This window comes from Martinezella sp. CNPSo 3795, from assembly GCF_057784475.1.
In genome coordinates, this window is sequence record NZ_JBXSOQ010000010.1 from 127,754 (window position 1) to 142,996 (window position 15,243).

General features: G+C 59.8%; 13 protein-coding genes. All 13 read left to right on the top strand.

Going from position 1 to position 15,243, the window contains the following annotated elements:
- Nucleotides 1–424: 424 nt before the first annotated feature.
- The 13 genes from AC13QY_RS24415 to AC13QY_RS24475 all read left to right on the top strand — a co-directional run bounded on the left by AC13QY_RS24415 (nt 425) and on the right by AC13QY_RS24475 (nt 15,243).
- Nucleotides 425–1,927, top strand: coding sequence for an aminoacyl-histidine dipeptidase (locus AC13QY_RS24415; protein ID WP_488494049.1), 1,503 nt, complete (start codon nt 425–427; stop codon nt 1,925–1,927).
- 10 nt (nt 1,928–1,937) lie between these two features.
- Nucleotides 1,938–2,408: a cupin domain-containing protein gene (locus AC13QY_RS24420; protein WP_028754319.1), complete on the top strand. Its 471-nt coding sequence runs from the start codon at nt 1,938–1,940 to the stop codon at nt 2,406–2,408.
- Entirely contained in the window at nt 2,405–2,809 is a 405-nt protein-coding gene (locus AC13QY_RS24425; protein WP_112434803.1) for a cupin domain-containing protein, read from the top strand. Before AC13QY_RS24420 ends, AC13QY_RS24425 begins: the two co-directional genes overlap by 4 nt.
- A 90-nt stretch (nt 2,810–2,899) precedes the next feature.
- A complete protein-coding gene (locus AC13QY_RS24430; RefSeq protein ID WP_162718328.1) occupies nt 2,900–3,976 on the top strand; it encodes a sugar ABC transporter substrate-binding protein in 1,077 nt (358 codons plus the stop codon).
- Between the two features lie 52 nt (nt 3,977–4,028).
- Complete coding sequence (locus AC13QY_RS24435) at nt 4,029–5,564, top strand: sugar ABC transporter ATP-binding protein (protein ID WP_488494050.1); 1,536 nt, start codon at nt 4,029–4,031, stop codon at nt 5,562–5,564.
- Nucleotides 5,557–6,531, top strand: a complete 975-nt coding sequence (locus AC13QY_RS24440; protein WP_488494051.1) for an ABC transporter permease — start codon at nt 5,557–5,559, stop codon at nt 6,529–6,531. Before AC13QY_RS24435 ends, AC13QY_RS24440 begins: the two co-directional genes overlap by 8 nt.
- A gap of 3 nt (nt 6,532–6,534) precedes the next feature.
- Nucleotides 6,535–7,254 carry an L-ribulose-5-phosphate 4-epimerase AraD gene (gene araD / locus AC13QY_RS24445; RefSeq protein WP_488494052.1) on the top strand — a complete coding sequence of 240 codons (720 nt, stop codon included), beginning with the start codon at nt 6,535–6,537 and terminating at the stop codon, nt 7,252–7,254.
- A 2-nt stretch (nt 7,255–7,256) separates the two neighbouring features.
- The gene (locus tag AC13QY_RS24450) at nt 7,257–8,873 is read left to right on the top strand and encodes a ribulokinase (protein WP_488494053.1); all 1,617 of its coding nucleotides are present in this window, start codon (nt 7,257–7,259) and stop codon (nt 8,871–8,873) included.
- A 52-nt stretch (nt 8,874–8,925) separates the two neighbouring features.
- Nucleotides 8,926–9,873: a LysR substrate-binding domain-containing protein gene (locus AC13QY_RS24455; RefSeq protein ID WP_488494054.1), complete on the top strand. Its 948-nt coding sequence runs from the start codon at nt 8,926–8,928 to the stop codon at nt 9,871–9,873.
- Between the two features lie 537 nt (nt 9,874–10,410).
- Nucleotides 10,411–12,357 carry a transketolase gene (gene tkt, locus AC13QY_RS24460; RefSeq protein ID WP_488494116.1) on the top strand — a complete coding sequence of 649 codons (1,947 nt, stop codon included), beginning with the start codon at nt 10,411–10,413 and terminating at the stop codon, nt 12,355–12,357.
- A complete protein-coding gene (locus AC13QY_RS24465; RefSeq protein WP_488494055.1) occupies nt 12,354–13,376 on the top strand; it encodes a class 1 fructose-bisphosphatase in 1,023 nt (340 codons plus the stop codon). The genes tkt and AC13QY_RS24465 overlap by 4 nt, the downstream gene beginning before the upstream one ends.
- A gap of 6 nt (nt 13,377–13,382) precedes the next feature.
- Entirely contained in the window at nt 13,383–14,432 is a 1,050-nt protein-coding gene (gene fba / locus AC13QY_RS24470) for a class II fructose-bisphosphate aldolase (protein WP_488494056.1), read from the top strand.
- 43 nt (nt 14,433–14,475) lie between these two features.
- Nucleotides 14,476–15,243 carry a triose-phosphate isomerase gene (locus AC13QY_RS24475; RefSeq protein WP_488494057.1) on the top strand — a complete coding sequence of 256 codons (768 nt, stop codon included), beginning with the start codon at nt 14,476–14,478 and terminating at the stop codon, nt 15,241–15,243.

Sequence of the window (15,243 nt, forward strand, 5' to 3'; positions counted from 1 at the left end):
ATTGTGGGGCCGAGCGGAAAAGGTTCGCCCGGTGGCTTGATGGCAGGCTTCGTTCCGATCCGAGCCTTGGGCGATCCACGATCATTTGGAGTAAGCAAGCAGACTGCTGACTGATAAGTAACGTTCAGCGTTGCATTGAGCAGAATTCACGCACCGCCACTTGCACACGCCATGTTCATCCGCATTAATGTATGCGTTAGCGCATGCATTGCGGACTTCAGGTGAAAATTGCTCACCTATTTCGCCAAAATATGCGTTTGAATTTGAATTCCGAAAATAACAAGGTTCGGCTCCAGGGGTGACTGGAAGGAACTCACCCGGGTAGGTCCAAGCGAAGCGCAGTACAATCATACGATTATCCTTTGGAACGCGATTCCGAAGACGGGAAAGTACTGCCCAATGTTCACAAAGGGAGGATGAGCAGATGAGCGTATCTGCCAACAAAGTCGTGCACCCTCAAACCAATTCTGTCCTGGCCGGTCTGGAGCCAGCGGTATTCTTTGGCTTCTTCGAGGAGCTAAGCGCAATCCCGCGCGGATCCTACAACGAGAAGCAGGTCAGCGACCATATCGCTAACTTTGCCCGTGCCCGCGGTCTTGAGGTCTATCAAGACGAAATCTGGAACCTTCTCATCAAGAAACCTGGAACGCCCGGTTACGAGAATGCCCCGACGCTTATCCTGCACGGCCATACGGACATCGTCTGCGAAAGCGATGAAGGGGTCGAACATGATTTCGAGAACGAAGGCATCAAGCTCCGCCTCGACGGCGACTTCATTCATGGAACGGGAACCACGCTCGGCGCCGACAACACGGTCGGCGTTGCGTTCGCCATGTCGCTTCTCGCTTCCGACAACATCCCGCATCCGCCGCTGGAAGTGGTTTTGACCGTCCAGGAGGAAGTCGGCAAAGGCGGTGCTCAGCATTTCGACGGCACGAAACTGACAGGCAAGCGGCTGCTCGACATGAACTGGCATGACCCGAAGTCGCTGTTCGCAGGCTGCGCCGGCGACATCTCCGCGCACTTCAGAATCCCGCTGCAATGGTCCGAGCGTCCTAACGGACAAGAAGCTGCACGGCTGCGAGTATCGGGCCTTAGCAGCGGCCATTCGGAGTTCGATATTCATCTCGAGCGGGCGAACGCGATCGTACTGCTCGGTCGCTTGCTCCGCCTCGCGATCAAGGAAGGTGACGTAAGCATCGCCAAAGTTGAAGGCGGCGTGAACCGCTATGTCATTCCAGGCGAAGCCGAAGCGCTAATCAGTTTTGATCGCTCCGTATCAGGGGCTTTGCGCAGCAAGATCGAAGCGGAGGCTGCAGCCATCGCGGCCGAATACTCGACAAGCGATCCGAACCTGAAGATCACATTTGAGGAAGACCCGGGCCTGTTCTTTTCCGTCTTCTCGGAGAAGGTCGCAACAGGCGCGGTCAATGCAATGTGCCTGTTGCCGAATGGCGTCCAGAGCCGCAGCCTTATTGTCGACAACCTCGTTGAGAGCTCTAACACCGTCGCACTTATCTCCAACGACCAGGAACGCATCGAGATCACCTCGACGATCCCGAGTGCGGTCAGCTCGCGCCGCTACAACATCGTCGATCGCATCCGGCAGCTTTCGGAAGTGATCGGGCTGGGCGCATCGGTCGAGACATTCGCGGATTGCCCGGAGTGGCCGTACAACCCGCAGTCCCGAATGCTGGCGGCCGGACGTGCGGCATACGAGCGGGAATTCGGTGAGCAGCCGCACGTCGAAGTCTCGCATTCGAGCCTTGAACTCGGTCTCTTCCGCAAGAAGGTGCCGGACATCGACATGCTCTCGATTGGACCGGAGGCGTTCGACGTCCACACGACGCGCGAACGCCTCAACCACACCACCGTCGAAGCCACCTGGCGTCTCCTCAAGGCGCTGCTCTCCGAACTGAGGACGTGAGGCTCCCGCTATGACCATTCCCGCATACTTTGGAAACTTTCCGTTCCCGCCGGACGAGAAGAGACCCCATCATCTGACGGCGGACCGCTTCAAGATGTTCATCTATACGGGCAACAAGCCCTATTCGAGCGACTTGAACTACCTGCTTGCCAGCACCGACAAGATGACCACGGGCATCTACCAGCTGGCACCGGGCAGCAACTTCGACCCCGCTGACATCCATGCGGGGGACGAGGTCTACTACGTTCTCGAGGGCGAGGTGCACCTGCTTAACCCGGAAACCGGGCAGACCGAGCGGATGGGGCCGGGGGACTCGATCCTCATACCGATGGGCGTGCCTCATCGCGGCTACAACTTCACTGACAAGGCAGCGGTCATCCTCTTCTGCATAGCGCCCCGGATTTGGGACGAGAAGGGTCCGCCTACTGGCTACTTCGGTGCAACGCGTCTCTTCAAGTCCGAACGGAGGGCTGCCGAATGAGCCTGAAAAAGCTTGCGAACTACCCGGTCGATGGCGCCGAGGCAAGGACCAAGGGTGACCTCGTGAAGGTTGCCCGCGAGGATCGGGTGAATCTCATCTTCGGGCAGGATCATCCTGTCCTGATGGAGCTGTGCGTGACCAACGATTACATGCACGTCGGAGAGATCGTGATCCCGGTCGGCGGCGTTGGTCCCAGAGCGAGCGAACCGAACAGCCACGATGGCGACGCGATCTTCTACATCCTTAAAGGCCCGGCCACTTTTTACGTCGCCGATGGCGACGAGACATTCCACGTCCGCGACGGGGAGGCGTTCTTCCTGCCGGGGGGCGTCAGCTATCAGTGCCTGAATTACGGCTCCAATCCCATCCGGATGGTTTTCACCATCGCGCCTGGCCTCTGAGCCTTTGATTTCATCGCTTCAATGAATTCCTCCGCGGGATCGTCCCGCGGACAGGAGGAGTGTGTCTTGTCACAACAAGGGAGGAACCTCGTGACAATTTTCAAACGACGTACCGTGCTTGCCGCCGCTCTCAGCCTGATGGCGACCGTCAGCTTCAGCCCTGCGTTCGCGCAGGATCCCGACTACAATGCAGTGTTTCCCGGGATCTTGATGAACAAGGATATCAAGCCGACAGGTCAGGAAATGAAGCCGGTCAAAAAGGACAACCGCCCTCTGAAGGTTGGCTTCCTTCCGACCGCTATGGACACCTACTATCAGCGCGTTCTTGCAGGCGTGAAGGAAGAGATCGACAAGCGCGGCGGCGCGGACACGATCGATCTGCTCGTTCAGGCTCCGAGCAGTCAGTCGGCCACGGATGACCAGATTAGAACCATGGAGGCTTGGATCAACGATGGTGTCGATGCCATAGCGGTCGCGCTATACAACGAAGGCGCTCTCCTGCCGTCCATCCGTCGCGCGACGGAAGCGGGCATCCCGATTTTCCTGTTCAACTCCCCGGTCGCCGACAACCCGTATTATGTCAGCGACATCGGCTACGACCAGTCGGACGGCGGCCGCGCGCAGGCCCAGTGGCTCGTCGACACCTATGGCGACAAGGAAGTGAAGGTAGGCATCCTCGAAGGCCTACCCGGTCCCCACACGAGCCAGCGCATGAAGGGCTTCAACGAGATCATCTCGAAGCATCCGAACTTCAAAATCGTGGCTCAGCAGCCAGCGGGCTGGGTGCGCGCCCAGGGCCTTTCGGTGACCGAAAACATGTTCACGGCCAATCCGGACATCCAAGTGCTTGTCGCTCTCTATGACGAGATGGCACTCGGCGGACTGCAGGCACTCAAGGCCAAGGGCCTGAACGGCAAGGTCGCGATCGTGGGCTACGAGAACATGAAGGAGGCCAACGACGCGATCCTGACGGGCGACTTCGCGGCGACGGTCGATACGGGGGCCAAGGAAGAAGGCAGGAACATCATCCGTGCCGTCGACGAGTTTTTGATGAAGGGTCATCCGCTGCCGAAGAAGATCTTCGTCGCTCCCAAGACCTACGATGCCAAGAACATCAAGACGTTCGACCAGAGTGACTACGTCTACGTCCCCCAGCAGAAGATGTGATCACGACGCGGCCCCCACGCCGGGGGCCGCACTCACTCCGAGGATCTTAGAGATGACCCACAATCCGCTGCTTGAAATGAAGGGTATCGGCAAGCGCTTCGGCAACACGGTCGCGCTGCGCGATATCGACCTCGCCATAAGCGCGGGTGAAGTGCTCGGCCTGGTCGGTGAAAATGGAGCGGGGAAGAGCACGCTCATGAAAATCCTTGCCGGAGCATATTGTCGCGATGGCGGTACGATCTCGGTGCGTGGCAAGGCTGTCGAGCTCGCTGATCCGAAGGCCGGAGCAGACGCTGGCATTGCCATCATCTACCAGGAACTCAGTCTGTTCCCCGATTTCGATGCTGCCCAGAACATTTTCGCGGGCCGGGAACTGCGCACCAGCGATTTCGTGCTTGCTCCGTTGGCGCACGCCCGCATGCGCAAGGAAGCACGCCGCATCCTGTTCGACGAACTCGGTGTCGACGTACCCGTCGACCGTCCGGTGGGAGAACTCAGCCTATCAGACCGCCAGATGGTGGAAATCGCCAAGGCAATCAGCACCAACGCCGACATCATCATCATGGACGAGCCAACGGAGGCTCTCGAGGAAGTCGAGCGCAAGCAACTTTTCGCCACCATCAAGCGCCTTCAGGCTGCTGGTAAGGCGGTCATCTATGTTTCGCACCGCATCAAGGAACTACTCGGCATCTGCAGCCGGGTGATGGTTTTGCGGGATGGGCGCACTGTCGCCGACCTCCCGGTCGCAGATCTCGACGTCGACAAAGTCGTCAGCGCCATGATTGGCGGATCGCTGTCCAAACAGTTTCCTCCCCGTGTCCCTGCGAGGTCCGAACCCTCTCTGGAGTTACGGGGCCTCTCGAGGGCCGGAGCCTTCGAGGATATCTCCTTCTCGCTCTCGAAGGGCGAGATCTTCGGCATCGCGGGGCTGGAGGGCTCGGGCAAGAGCGCTCTGCTACGGTCCCTTTTCGGCCAGCGGCCCTACGACAGCGGGACTGTTGTGATCGACGGCAAGGATGCCCGCATCGTCGACGTCACCGACGCGATCAGGGAACGGTTTGCTTTCCTGCCCGCCGAGCGCAAGGTGGAAGGGATCTTCCCCGAGCATTCCGTGGGCTGGAATCTGTCTATCGCAAACCTCGGTGTCCTCGGCAAAGTCACACTGAAGCTGGCCCGCGAGAGAGAGATTGCCGGAGACTACATCTCCAAGCTGGGCGTCAAATGCGACGGCCCGCAGGCGGAGATCGCGTCGCTCAGCGGCGGCAACCAGCAGAAGGTCATGCTCGCCCGATGGCTCCTGACCCAGCCGAAGGTCCTGCTCCTCGAAGAGCCGACCAGAGGTGTCGACGTCCGAGCAAAATCCGAGGTCTACACACTGGTTCAGGCCGCTGCCAAAGACGGTTGCTCCGTAATCGTCGTCTCGGCGGACAACGCAGAACTCCTCGGACTGTGTCACCGCGTGGCGGTGATGTTCGAAGGCAAAATCACCACGGTGGTCGATGCCGCCACGTCCAAGGAAGAGACGTTGGCCCTGCATTCGGTCAGGCCGCCGGAAACCCTGAACACCATGGGAGGCATCAATGGCTGAAGTTGCAGTCACTCGTCCACGGCTAGGCTTCAAGATCGGCCGCGCCAGCGGCAACGCTGGTGTCTACGTCGCATTCGTCATTCTTCTGATCGGGCTGGGTTTCGCGGCTCCCCGTTTCTTCACCTTCGGCAACATGACTGACGTCCTGCGGCAGGCAGTTCCCATCGCCGTCATTGCTTTCGGTGCGACTTTCGTCATCGGCATGCGGGGCATTGACCTCTCCGTCGGCTCGACGCTCGCGCTGACCGGGCTTGTCACCGCCAATGTTCTCGTTCTCGGATACCCCGTTCCCGTCGCCTGCTTGGCAGGCCTCGCGCTCGGTGCGTTCATCGGCCTCGTCAACGGCTTTTTGATCACCAAGGTAGGGATTACTGACTTCATAGCGACGATGGCGATCATGGTCGTCAGTCGCGGCGTCGTCATGGTTTACACACAGGGCATCCCGATCACGGGCGCCTCGGATCCAGCCTTCCGCGCCATCGGCCAGAGCTATCTCGCGGGCATTCCAATCCCTGTAATTCTAACCGCCATCGTGTTCGTTGGGGCCTACTATCTTCTCTACTACACCCGTTTCGGCCGCTTCGTTCTGTCGATCGGCAGCAACCCCGATGCGGCGCGGCTCGTGGGTATCCCCACGGACAGGATCAAGATCGCAGTCTACGTGCTGGCCGGGGCGCTCTCCGCCTTCGCCGGGATCATGCTGACCTCCCGTCTGGAATCGGCGATGCCGGAGGCAGGACAAGGCTACGAGCTGGACGTTATCGCAGCGGTCGTCATCGGTGGCACCGGGCTGTCCGGCGGTCGCGCGACGCTCTTCGGAACAGTCGTCGGCGCCGTTCTGATGGCTGTCGTTCGCAACGCCCTCAACTTGCTGAACGTCAACACCTTCTGGCACCAGATCGTGATCGGCACCATCATTCTCGTTGCCGTCGCAGCCGACCGCTTCAACCGCAGCCGGAAGGCTTAAGAGGTGGCGAACGTGAAGTATTCCGCACTGCGCAAGGCCGTCCTCGACGCCAACTTCGAACTCTATGAAAGCGGGCTCGTCATTTCCACGTTCGGAAATGTCAGCGCCATCGATCGCCACAACGGCATCGTCGCCATCAAGCCAAGCGGCGTCTCCTATAAGGCGATGAACGCTGGTGACATCGTTGTCACCGACCTGGATGGCACCATCATCGACGGCGACATGCGCCCGTCGAGCGACCTCGACACCCACATCGAGCTCTACAAGAGCTTCAAGGCCATTGGCGCGGTCGTTCACACTCATTCCTTCTACGCCACGGCCTGGGCCCAGTCCGGCCGTGCGATCCCGGCGATGGGTACCACCCATGCCGACTACTTCAACGGCACCATCCCGGTGACCCGGCAACTGACGGACGCCGAGATCCGCGACGACTACGTCCGGAACACCGGGAGGGTGATCGCCGAAGCACTCGGCAACAATGATCCGCTCGCGATTCCCGCGGCGCTGGTCAACGATCATGGCCCGTTTTGCTGGGGTGTCGACGCAGCCGATGCGGTCCACAACGCCGAGATGCTGGAGGCGGTCGCCAGGATCGCGTTCCATTCACGCCAGATCAACCAGGAGAGTCTCGAAATTTCGGCGGCACTCCTCGATCGGCATTTCCAACGAAAGCACGGAAAGTCGGCCACGTACGGCCAGCCCGCGCGATCAAAGCAGGTATGACGATGTCGATTGTAGCTGGTGTTGATTTTGGCACGCTGAGCGTCCGCGTAACGCTCGCCGATACGGAGCGAGGCCCTCTAGGCACCGCCATCGCAGAATATCCGCTCGGCAGATCCCGCTCCGAGCCCGACCTAGCGACGCAATCGCATGCCGACCATATGGACGCTCTGGTCCAGGCCATGCGGCGCGTGTCTGTCGAGTGCGGGATCGATTCGACGACGGTGCGCTCGATTGCTGTCGACACGACAGGGTCATCGGTGATCCCTGTCGATCGGAATCTAAATCCGCTCAGCGATTACTATCTTTGGTGCGACCACCGAGCCAAGGCCGAGGCCGAGGAAATCACGGCGACCGCGCACGAGACCCATCTCGAAGCCATAGAATGGTGCGGGGGCACCTACTCGCATGAGTGGGGATTCGCCAAGCTTCTCCATTGGCTCCGGCACAATCCCGGACTCCGCGACCGTTTCGGCACCGCGATGGAACATTGCGACATGGCTGCCGCCGTCTTGACAGGTGTCACGGACAGCTCCGCGGTCGTTCGAAGCGTGTGCGCGATGGGCCATAAGTGGATGTGGAACCCGAAGTGGGGCGGGCTGCCTTCCCAGGCGTTCCTTTCACGCGTCGATCCGCTTTTCGATGGAGTTCGGGAGAAGATCGGTGGGACCTACCAGACTTCTGCCAAGGTTGCCGGCCGCCTGAGCCTCGAATGGGCGGAGAAGCTCGGATTGACCGCGGGAATTCCGGTCCCGGTCGGAGCCTTCGATGCGCACTGGGACGCAATTGGAGCAGGCTGCCGTTTGGGCGATGTCGTGAACGTGATCGGGACCTCGACCTGCATCATCGCGGTGAGCGAACGCGTCAAGCTGATTCCGGGAGTTTGCGGCGTAGTGCCGGGAAGCGCCCATCCGGACCTGGTCGGCGTCGAGGCTGGACTATCCGCGACGGGAGACATTTTCGACGCTATTGCTCGCCGCGCATCAACGACGGTCTCAAAACTGTCCGAGGGCCTGGCGAGGATTGAGGGCGGAAAGACGGGCCTCATGCGGTTTTCCTGGGATAATGGTGATCGCACCGTTCTGGTCAGATCTGATCTTGGAGGCATGACGATCGGCTGGCACCTGGGGCATACTGCACAGGACGAGCTCTATGCTGCGATCGAAGGAACGGCGTTCCACACGCGTATCATTCTCGAGCGGATGGAACAGCACGGCGTTCCCGTCAACCGGGTCATCAACGCCGGCGGCGTGCCGCAGAAGAACGCCTTGCTCAATCAGATCTACGCCAACGTGCTCGGCAAGCCGATCCTTGTGCCCGACGGCCTGCCAACCGGACTGGGATCAGGTATCTTCGCAAGCCTTGCATCGAAGGACCACGGAAGCATCGAGACGGCTCAAGCGGCCATGTGCGTCGGCTTCAAGAGGTTCGACCCGGATCCGGCGACTCGCGAGCGCTATGAGATGCTCTACCAGCTCTACAAGCAGGTCTACATGGGATTCGGCACCTCTGGCCGAAGCAACTTCTCCGAGGTCCTCGGCGATATCAAACGCATTGCGGCAGGCGAGGAGGTGCGTTCCGACTTCGGACAGCGGGCGCAGCGGAAGGTAGCCTCACTATGACGAACGCATTTGCGCAGTCGGGCGGGGCGCGCGTCCGGGACTGGAAGACCTCATGACGGCGCTTCCCTCGATACGCGCGATCCAGTCGTTCGTAACAGCCAGCCGCTTGGGTTCGTTCCTAGAGGCGGCGGCGCAGCTCCAACTCACCCCCTCGGCGATCAGTCACCAGATTCGCCTTATGGAGGAGGACCTCGGAGAGAAGCTGTTCCACCGTATCGGACGCAACGTGTCGCTCACGGATATCGGCGAGCGATACTATCGCGACCTTGCGGAAGCGCTCTCGATTATTGAGCACGCGACGAACGAGGTGTCGAGACGCAACAGCGTCGACGTTCTCAGTGTGGGATGCGTTCCGAGCCTCGCATCGCTCTGGTTGATGCCGCGCCTGCCGATGTTCGAGGAACTCTACCCGAACATCGAGACAAGGTTGCTCTCATCGTCGGATCCGGCCAAGCTGAACGACGGTTCGGTCGACGTCGACATTTGCTTCGGCAGCGTTCCCAAGCTCGGCTCGATCGCTGCGGAAGAGTTTCCCCTAGAGACGATCGTAGTCGCGTGTTCGCCGGAAATCGCATCGGGGGAGAAGGCCATCCGAAAGCCGTCCGATCTTCTGGGCCAAGCTTTAATCCGATCGGAGCAGACACTATACAGCTGGCACCAGTGGGCCAAGGACCACAATCTCGAAATTGACCTTACGCGCGGCCCGCGGTTCCGTGACGCGTTCATGTCGATCGCGGCGGCTGTGGAGGGCAGAGGGGTCTGCCTCGAGAGCTACCGCCTGCTTGAGCGCGACGTCGAGAAGGGCAATCTGGTTCTGCCATTCGGCATGACGGGACCCAATATGGGCTGCCACAGCCTCACCTACGTTAGGTCTCGGCTCCGTTCGCCGAAGATCAGCGCGTTCAAGGCCTGGCTAGAGACGGTCTGGACTGATGACAGACAGGTAGTCGAGATCATTCAAAGCAAATCGTCAAACGATGGCCGCCGTCGTATGGCGTGAGAGGACTGTGGATGAGCTGGGAACCCTTCAAGATGTTCGAAGCGATGATTGAAGACCTGCCTCCATTTGACAAAGGGACCTTGGCTGTAGCCGTCCAGATGAGCGATCGTTTGGTTTTGCAGAACAAGAGCTTGCGGGAGCCAGCCTGCAGAATGGGTTGCCAGCGTGCTCCTTCGAGCCTTGGATGCCCTGAAAAGCGACCCTGTACCACGGGGCTACCGGCACCTCGTTTGGGTGCAGAGATCGCCGGCGGAAATGCTTCTTCTGCTCGATCTAAATTCACGTGCATCTCCGATTTTCTGACCAAAGGCGCGAACCACGCTGGCTGACCGTTACCGCCACCTGGTTGCGAGCGAAAGAGCCTGTGCGTTCAAAAGGTAATGCGTTACGAATTATCACAAGATAACAAAATAGATGTTCTTTTGTGATTCTCTGTTGTGATTTTCCGCGAAGTGCGCCACAATAGGATCGGTTAAAAGGGAGGAAGACTTGTCAGCAGCAGTTTCAATCCGTGATCTCGCGAACGCCATCCGTGTCCTGTCGATCGACGGGGTTGAGGCGGCAAAATCCGGTCACCCCGGTATGCCGATGGGTATGGCGGATGCGGCGGCCGTCCTTTTCGGCAGGCACCTCAAATTCGACGCAAGCGAACCCAGGTGGCCAGACCGAGATCGGTTCGTTTTGTCGAATGGTCACGGCTCAATGTTGCTTTACAGCCTTCTGCACCTCACCGGTTATGAAGACTTAAGCATTGAGGAGATTCGCAATTTCCGCCAATGGGGCTCTAAAACACCGGGCCACCCGGAATACGGCCACACAGCCGGCGTCGAGACGACGACGGGCCCATTGGGGCAGGGAATCGCCTCCGCAGTCGGAATGGCGATAGCGGAACGACGCCTTTCAACTGAATTCGGCGCCGCACTTGTCGATCACCATACCTACGTCTTCTGCGGAGACGGATGCCTCATGGAAGGCGTCGGTCAGGAAGCCGCCTCGCTGGCGGGTCATCTTCAGCTCGGCAAGCTGGTCGTGCTCTACGACGACAACTCCATCACAATCGACGGCTCAACTGCCATCGCTTTTTCGGAAGATGTGCTCGCGAGATTCGCCGCATACGGATGGCACACGCAACGCGTTGATGGTCATGACCCTGAAGCGATCGACGCGGCGATCTCGAACGCTAAAGCGGAAGCATCGCGACCGTCCCTTATCGCTCTGAAAACCATCATCGGATACGGCTCGCCCTCGAAGGCAGGAACCAGCTCGGTGCACGGCGCGCCGTTGGGAGCGAGCGAAGCCGCCGCGACAAAGGCAGTCTACGGCTGGACGGCAGATGCTTTTGAGATTCCCACCCAAATCCTGGAAACATGGCGCGCGATCGGTGGAAAGGGTGCGACGGCTCGCAAGGAGTGGGAGGCACGGCTCGAAGCAACGGAAGCGGATGTCAAAGACGAGTTTCAGCGTCGCGCCACCGGCTCGTTGCCGCCGCAATACACGGACGCGGTGAGCGCCTCCAAGGCGAAGCTGCTCGACAAACCGCAATCGGTGGCGACCCGCAAGGCGAGCCAGATTGCGCTGGAGACGCTGACGGAGTTGCTTCCCGAAATGATCGGCGGCTCGGCGGACCTCACCCACTCCAACTTGACCCGTGTTCCCGCCGTCGACAGCGATTTCACCGCTACGGGAAGCGGGCGTTATGTCAGCTATGGTGTGAGGGAGTTCGCCATGGCCGCCGCGATGAACGGCATGGCGGTTCACGGCGGCTTCATCCCATATGGCGGCACTTTCCTCGTATTCTCGGACTACTGCCGCAACGCCATTCGCGTGGCGGCCCTGATGGGCGTCCGCTCCATCTTCGTGATGACGCATGACTCTATCGGTCTCGGCGAAGACGGTCCGACCCACCAGCCCGTCGAGCATCTCGCAAGTCTCAGGGCCATGCCGAACTTGCACGTGTTCCGGCCCGCGGACACGATCGAAACGCTCGAATGCTGGGATCTTGCGATAACCAGCAAGAACACCCCGTCCGTTCTGGCGCTGTCGCGACAGAATGTCCCTCAGCTCCGCTCGGAGCGTGATGGGGCCAATCGCTGCGCCCGGGGAGCCTATGTGCTCCGGGAAGCAAGTCGCGAGCGTGCGGTCACACTCATCGCCACCGGTACGGAGGTGGCGCTTGCGATCAAGGCTGCCGAAGAGCTGGAGACGAGAAACATTCCGGCCGCAGTTGTGTCGATGCCGAGCTGGGACCTCTTCGAACGCCAGGCCAAGGACTACCGGAACGCGGTCCTGGGGGAAGCACCACGCATCGCCGTAGAGGCGCTCTCGAAGTTCGGCTGGACGAGGTATGTCGACAGTGAAGACGACGTGATCGGGATGTCCGGCTTCGGGGCTTCCGCGCCGGCGGAGACGTTGTACGAAAAGTTCGGGATCACTTGTGACGCGATCGTCGCTCGCGCCGTCGCAAGGGTGAGGGGTGACGAATGAGTGCGCAGGTGACTCTCGCGAACAACCAAGCCCAAGTCTTGTACGGGTCGGTTGATGCGTACCTCTCGACCTGGGTCGGTCTGGACACGGCCCGCCAGGGCGTGGCGGCGTTGATCAATGGTGTCTTGGATGCTGCCTGCCTTTTGTCCGACCGCATCGCTGCGGGCTCCCTCGAGGGCGATCCTGCGCGCCTGGTGGGATCCAATTCCGACGGTGATGCGCAAAAGGCCATCGATGTCTCGTCGCACGAATTGTTTATCGAGATTCTGGAACGAGCAGGGGCCGCGCAGGTCCTGTCGGAGGAGGCGGAAGCGCCGCTTCTGTTTAAGGGCCAGCGTTTCGCCGTGGCGATCGATCCGATCGACGGTTCGGGAAACGTCGGATTGGGTACACCCGTCGGGACGATCTTCTCGATCATTCCACTTAGCGAAGCGGAAGACCCTTTTCTGGTCCCTGGAAAGCGACAGACCGCCGCCGGTTATGTGTCCTTCGGCAACACGGTGGATCTGGGCTTCTCGGTAGGAGAGGGCGTGCTGCTGGCAACGATGCATCCGCAAACCGGCGAATTCCTGATCGTGAGAAGACACGTCCAAGTACCTTGGGAGACATCGGAGCTTGCATATAACGCTTCCAACGAACGCCACCTTCAACCGGGTATGAGGCTGTATCTTCAGGATTGTTTGGCTGGCAAGGACGGAGCGCGTGGCCGCGATTTCAACATGCGTTGGCTTGGATCGGCAGTCGGCGAGCTTCACCGGATCCTGATCAGGGGTGGTGTATTTTTCTACGCCGCCGACAAGCGACCGGGGTACCAAAATGGGCGGCTTCGCCTGGTTTACGAGGCAAACCCCATCGCGTTCCTGATGGAGCAGGCGGGAGGGCTGGCGACGGATGGCACTTCAGCGATACTCGACAAGGTCCCTACTTCCCACCATTGCCGCACGCCGCTGGTCTTCGGTTCGGCGACCGAGGTCGAATTGATCGCAACCTATCTCAATTCCAATCCAACCAGCGAGTGAGATTTCATGGCTAGGATTACTCTTCGCCAACTGTTGGACGACGCGGCAGAACAAGGCTACGGCGTCCCGGCGTTCAACATCAACAATATGGAGCAGGCGCTTGCCATTATGGAAGCGGCCGATGACACGGATTCCCCTGTCATTCTGCAAGCGAGCCGTGGGGCGCGGGCCTACGTCAACGACATCATGCTCAACCACATGATGGATGCGGTGACGGAGATCTACCCGCATATTCCGGTGTGCGTCCATCTCGACCACGGGAATGAACCCAGCACCTGCGTCACTGCAATCCAACATGGCTTTACGTCAGTGATGATGGACGGGTCGATCCGCGCGGACGGAAAGACGCCGGCGGATTGGGACTATAACGTCAAGGTCACGAAAGACGTCAGCGATATCGCTCATTGGGCAGGCGTCTCGGTGGAAGGGGAGCTTGGCGTCCTAGGCTCGCTGGAGACCGGTATGGGCGAGGCCGAAGATGGTCACGGCGTTGAAGGCAAGCTGGATCCACATCAGCTTCTGACCGATCCGGACGAGGCTGCGAAATTCGTCAACGAGACGAAAGTTGACGCGCTTGCCGTCGCGATGGGAACCAGCCACGGCGCCTACAAGTTCTCACGTCGCCCGGACGGAGATGTCCTCGCAATGGATGTTATCGAAGCGATCCATCGGAAGCTGCCCAATACGCATCTCGTCATGCACGGTTCTTCAAGCGTGCCGGAGGAATTGCAGGAAATCTTCAATCGGTTCGGCGGCCAGATGAGGCCGACCTGGGGCGTGCCGCTCGAGGAAATCCTGCGGGGAATCCGGCACGGCGTGCGAAAAGTCAACATCGACACGGATTGCCGCATGGCCATGACCGGGCAGGTGCGCAAAGTGCTGGCCGAAGATCCGACTGAATTTGATCCCCGCAGGTACCTGAAGCCCGCGATGACGGCGCTTTCGAAGCTTTGTCGCGAAAGATTCGAGGCCTTTGGAACAGCCGGACGCGCGAGCTCCATCCGCGTCATCCCACTGGCAGAGATGGCGAAGCGGTATCGGGCTGGGTTTCTATAGGTCGGGCAACCTCAACTGAAATGGAAACGCGGTGAAGCGGGACATGACCGAGAAGAAACGCATCTGGATTGGCACCAGCTGGAAGATGAACAAGACACTCACCGATGCCGAGCATTTTGTGCGCGATCTCAAGGCAAGCTCGACGGATCATCCACGCATCCAGCGCTTCGTCATTCCGGCTTTTACAGTTCTTCGCGAGGTTAAGGCGATGCTCGCGGGAACATCCGTGAAGGTTGGCGCGCAGAATATGCATTGGGCCGAACGGGGCGCCTGGACGGGCGAAGTCTCGCCGCTGATGCTGAAGGACTGCAAGCTCGATCTGGTCGAACTCGGCCACTCTGAGCGGCGTGAACATTTCGGCGAGACTGATGAAACAGTGGCTCTGAAGACAGAAGCCGCCGTCCGGCACGGTCTCATTCCGCTCATCTGCATAGGTGAGACGCTAAAAGACCGCGACAGCGGAAACGCGGCCGAGATTTTGGCGACGCAGGTGCGTGGAGCGCTTTCGAAGCTGACCGCTCCGCAGAAGGATGCCGAGATCCTCCTTGCGTATGAGCCCGTCTGGGCCATCGGCGAGAAAGGCGTTCCGGCAACCGCTGATTACGCTGACGCGCGTCAGGGCGAAATTGTCGCCGTCGCCGCGCAGGTGATTGGCCGAAAAATCCCGTGTCTCTATGGCGGTTCGGTCAATCCCGAGAATTGCGAAGAACTGATCTCGAGTCCGCACATAGACGGGCTTTTCATTGGCCGTTCGGCGTGGAGCGTCGAGGGATACCTCGACATTCTTCAGAAATGCGCCGCCAAACTCTAA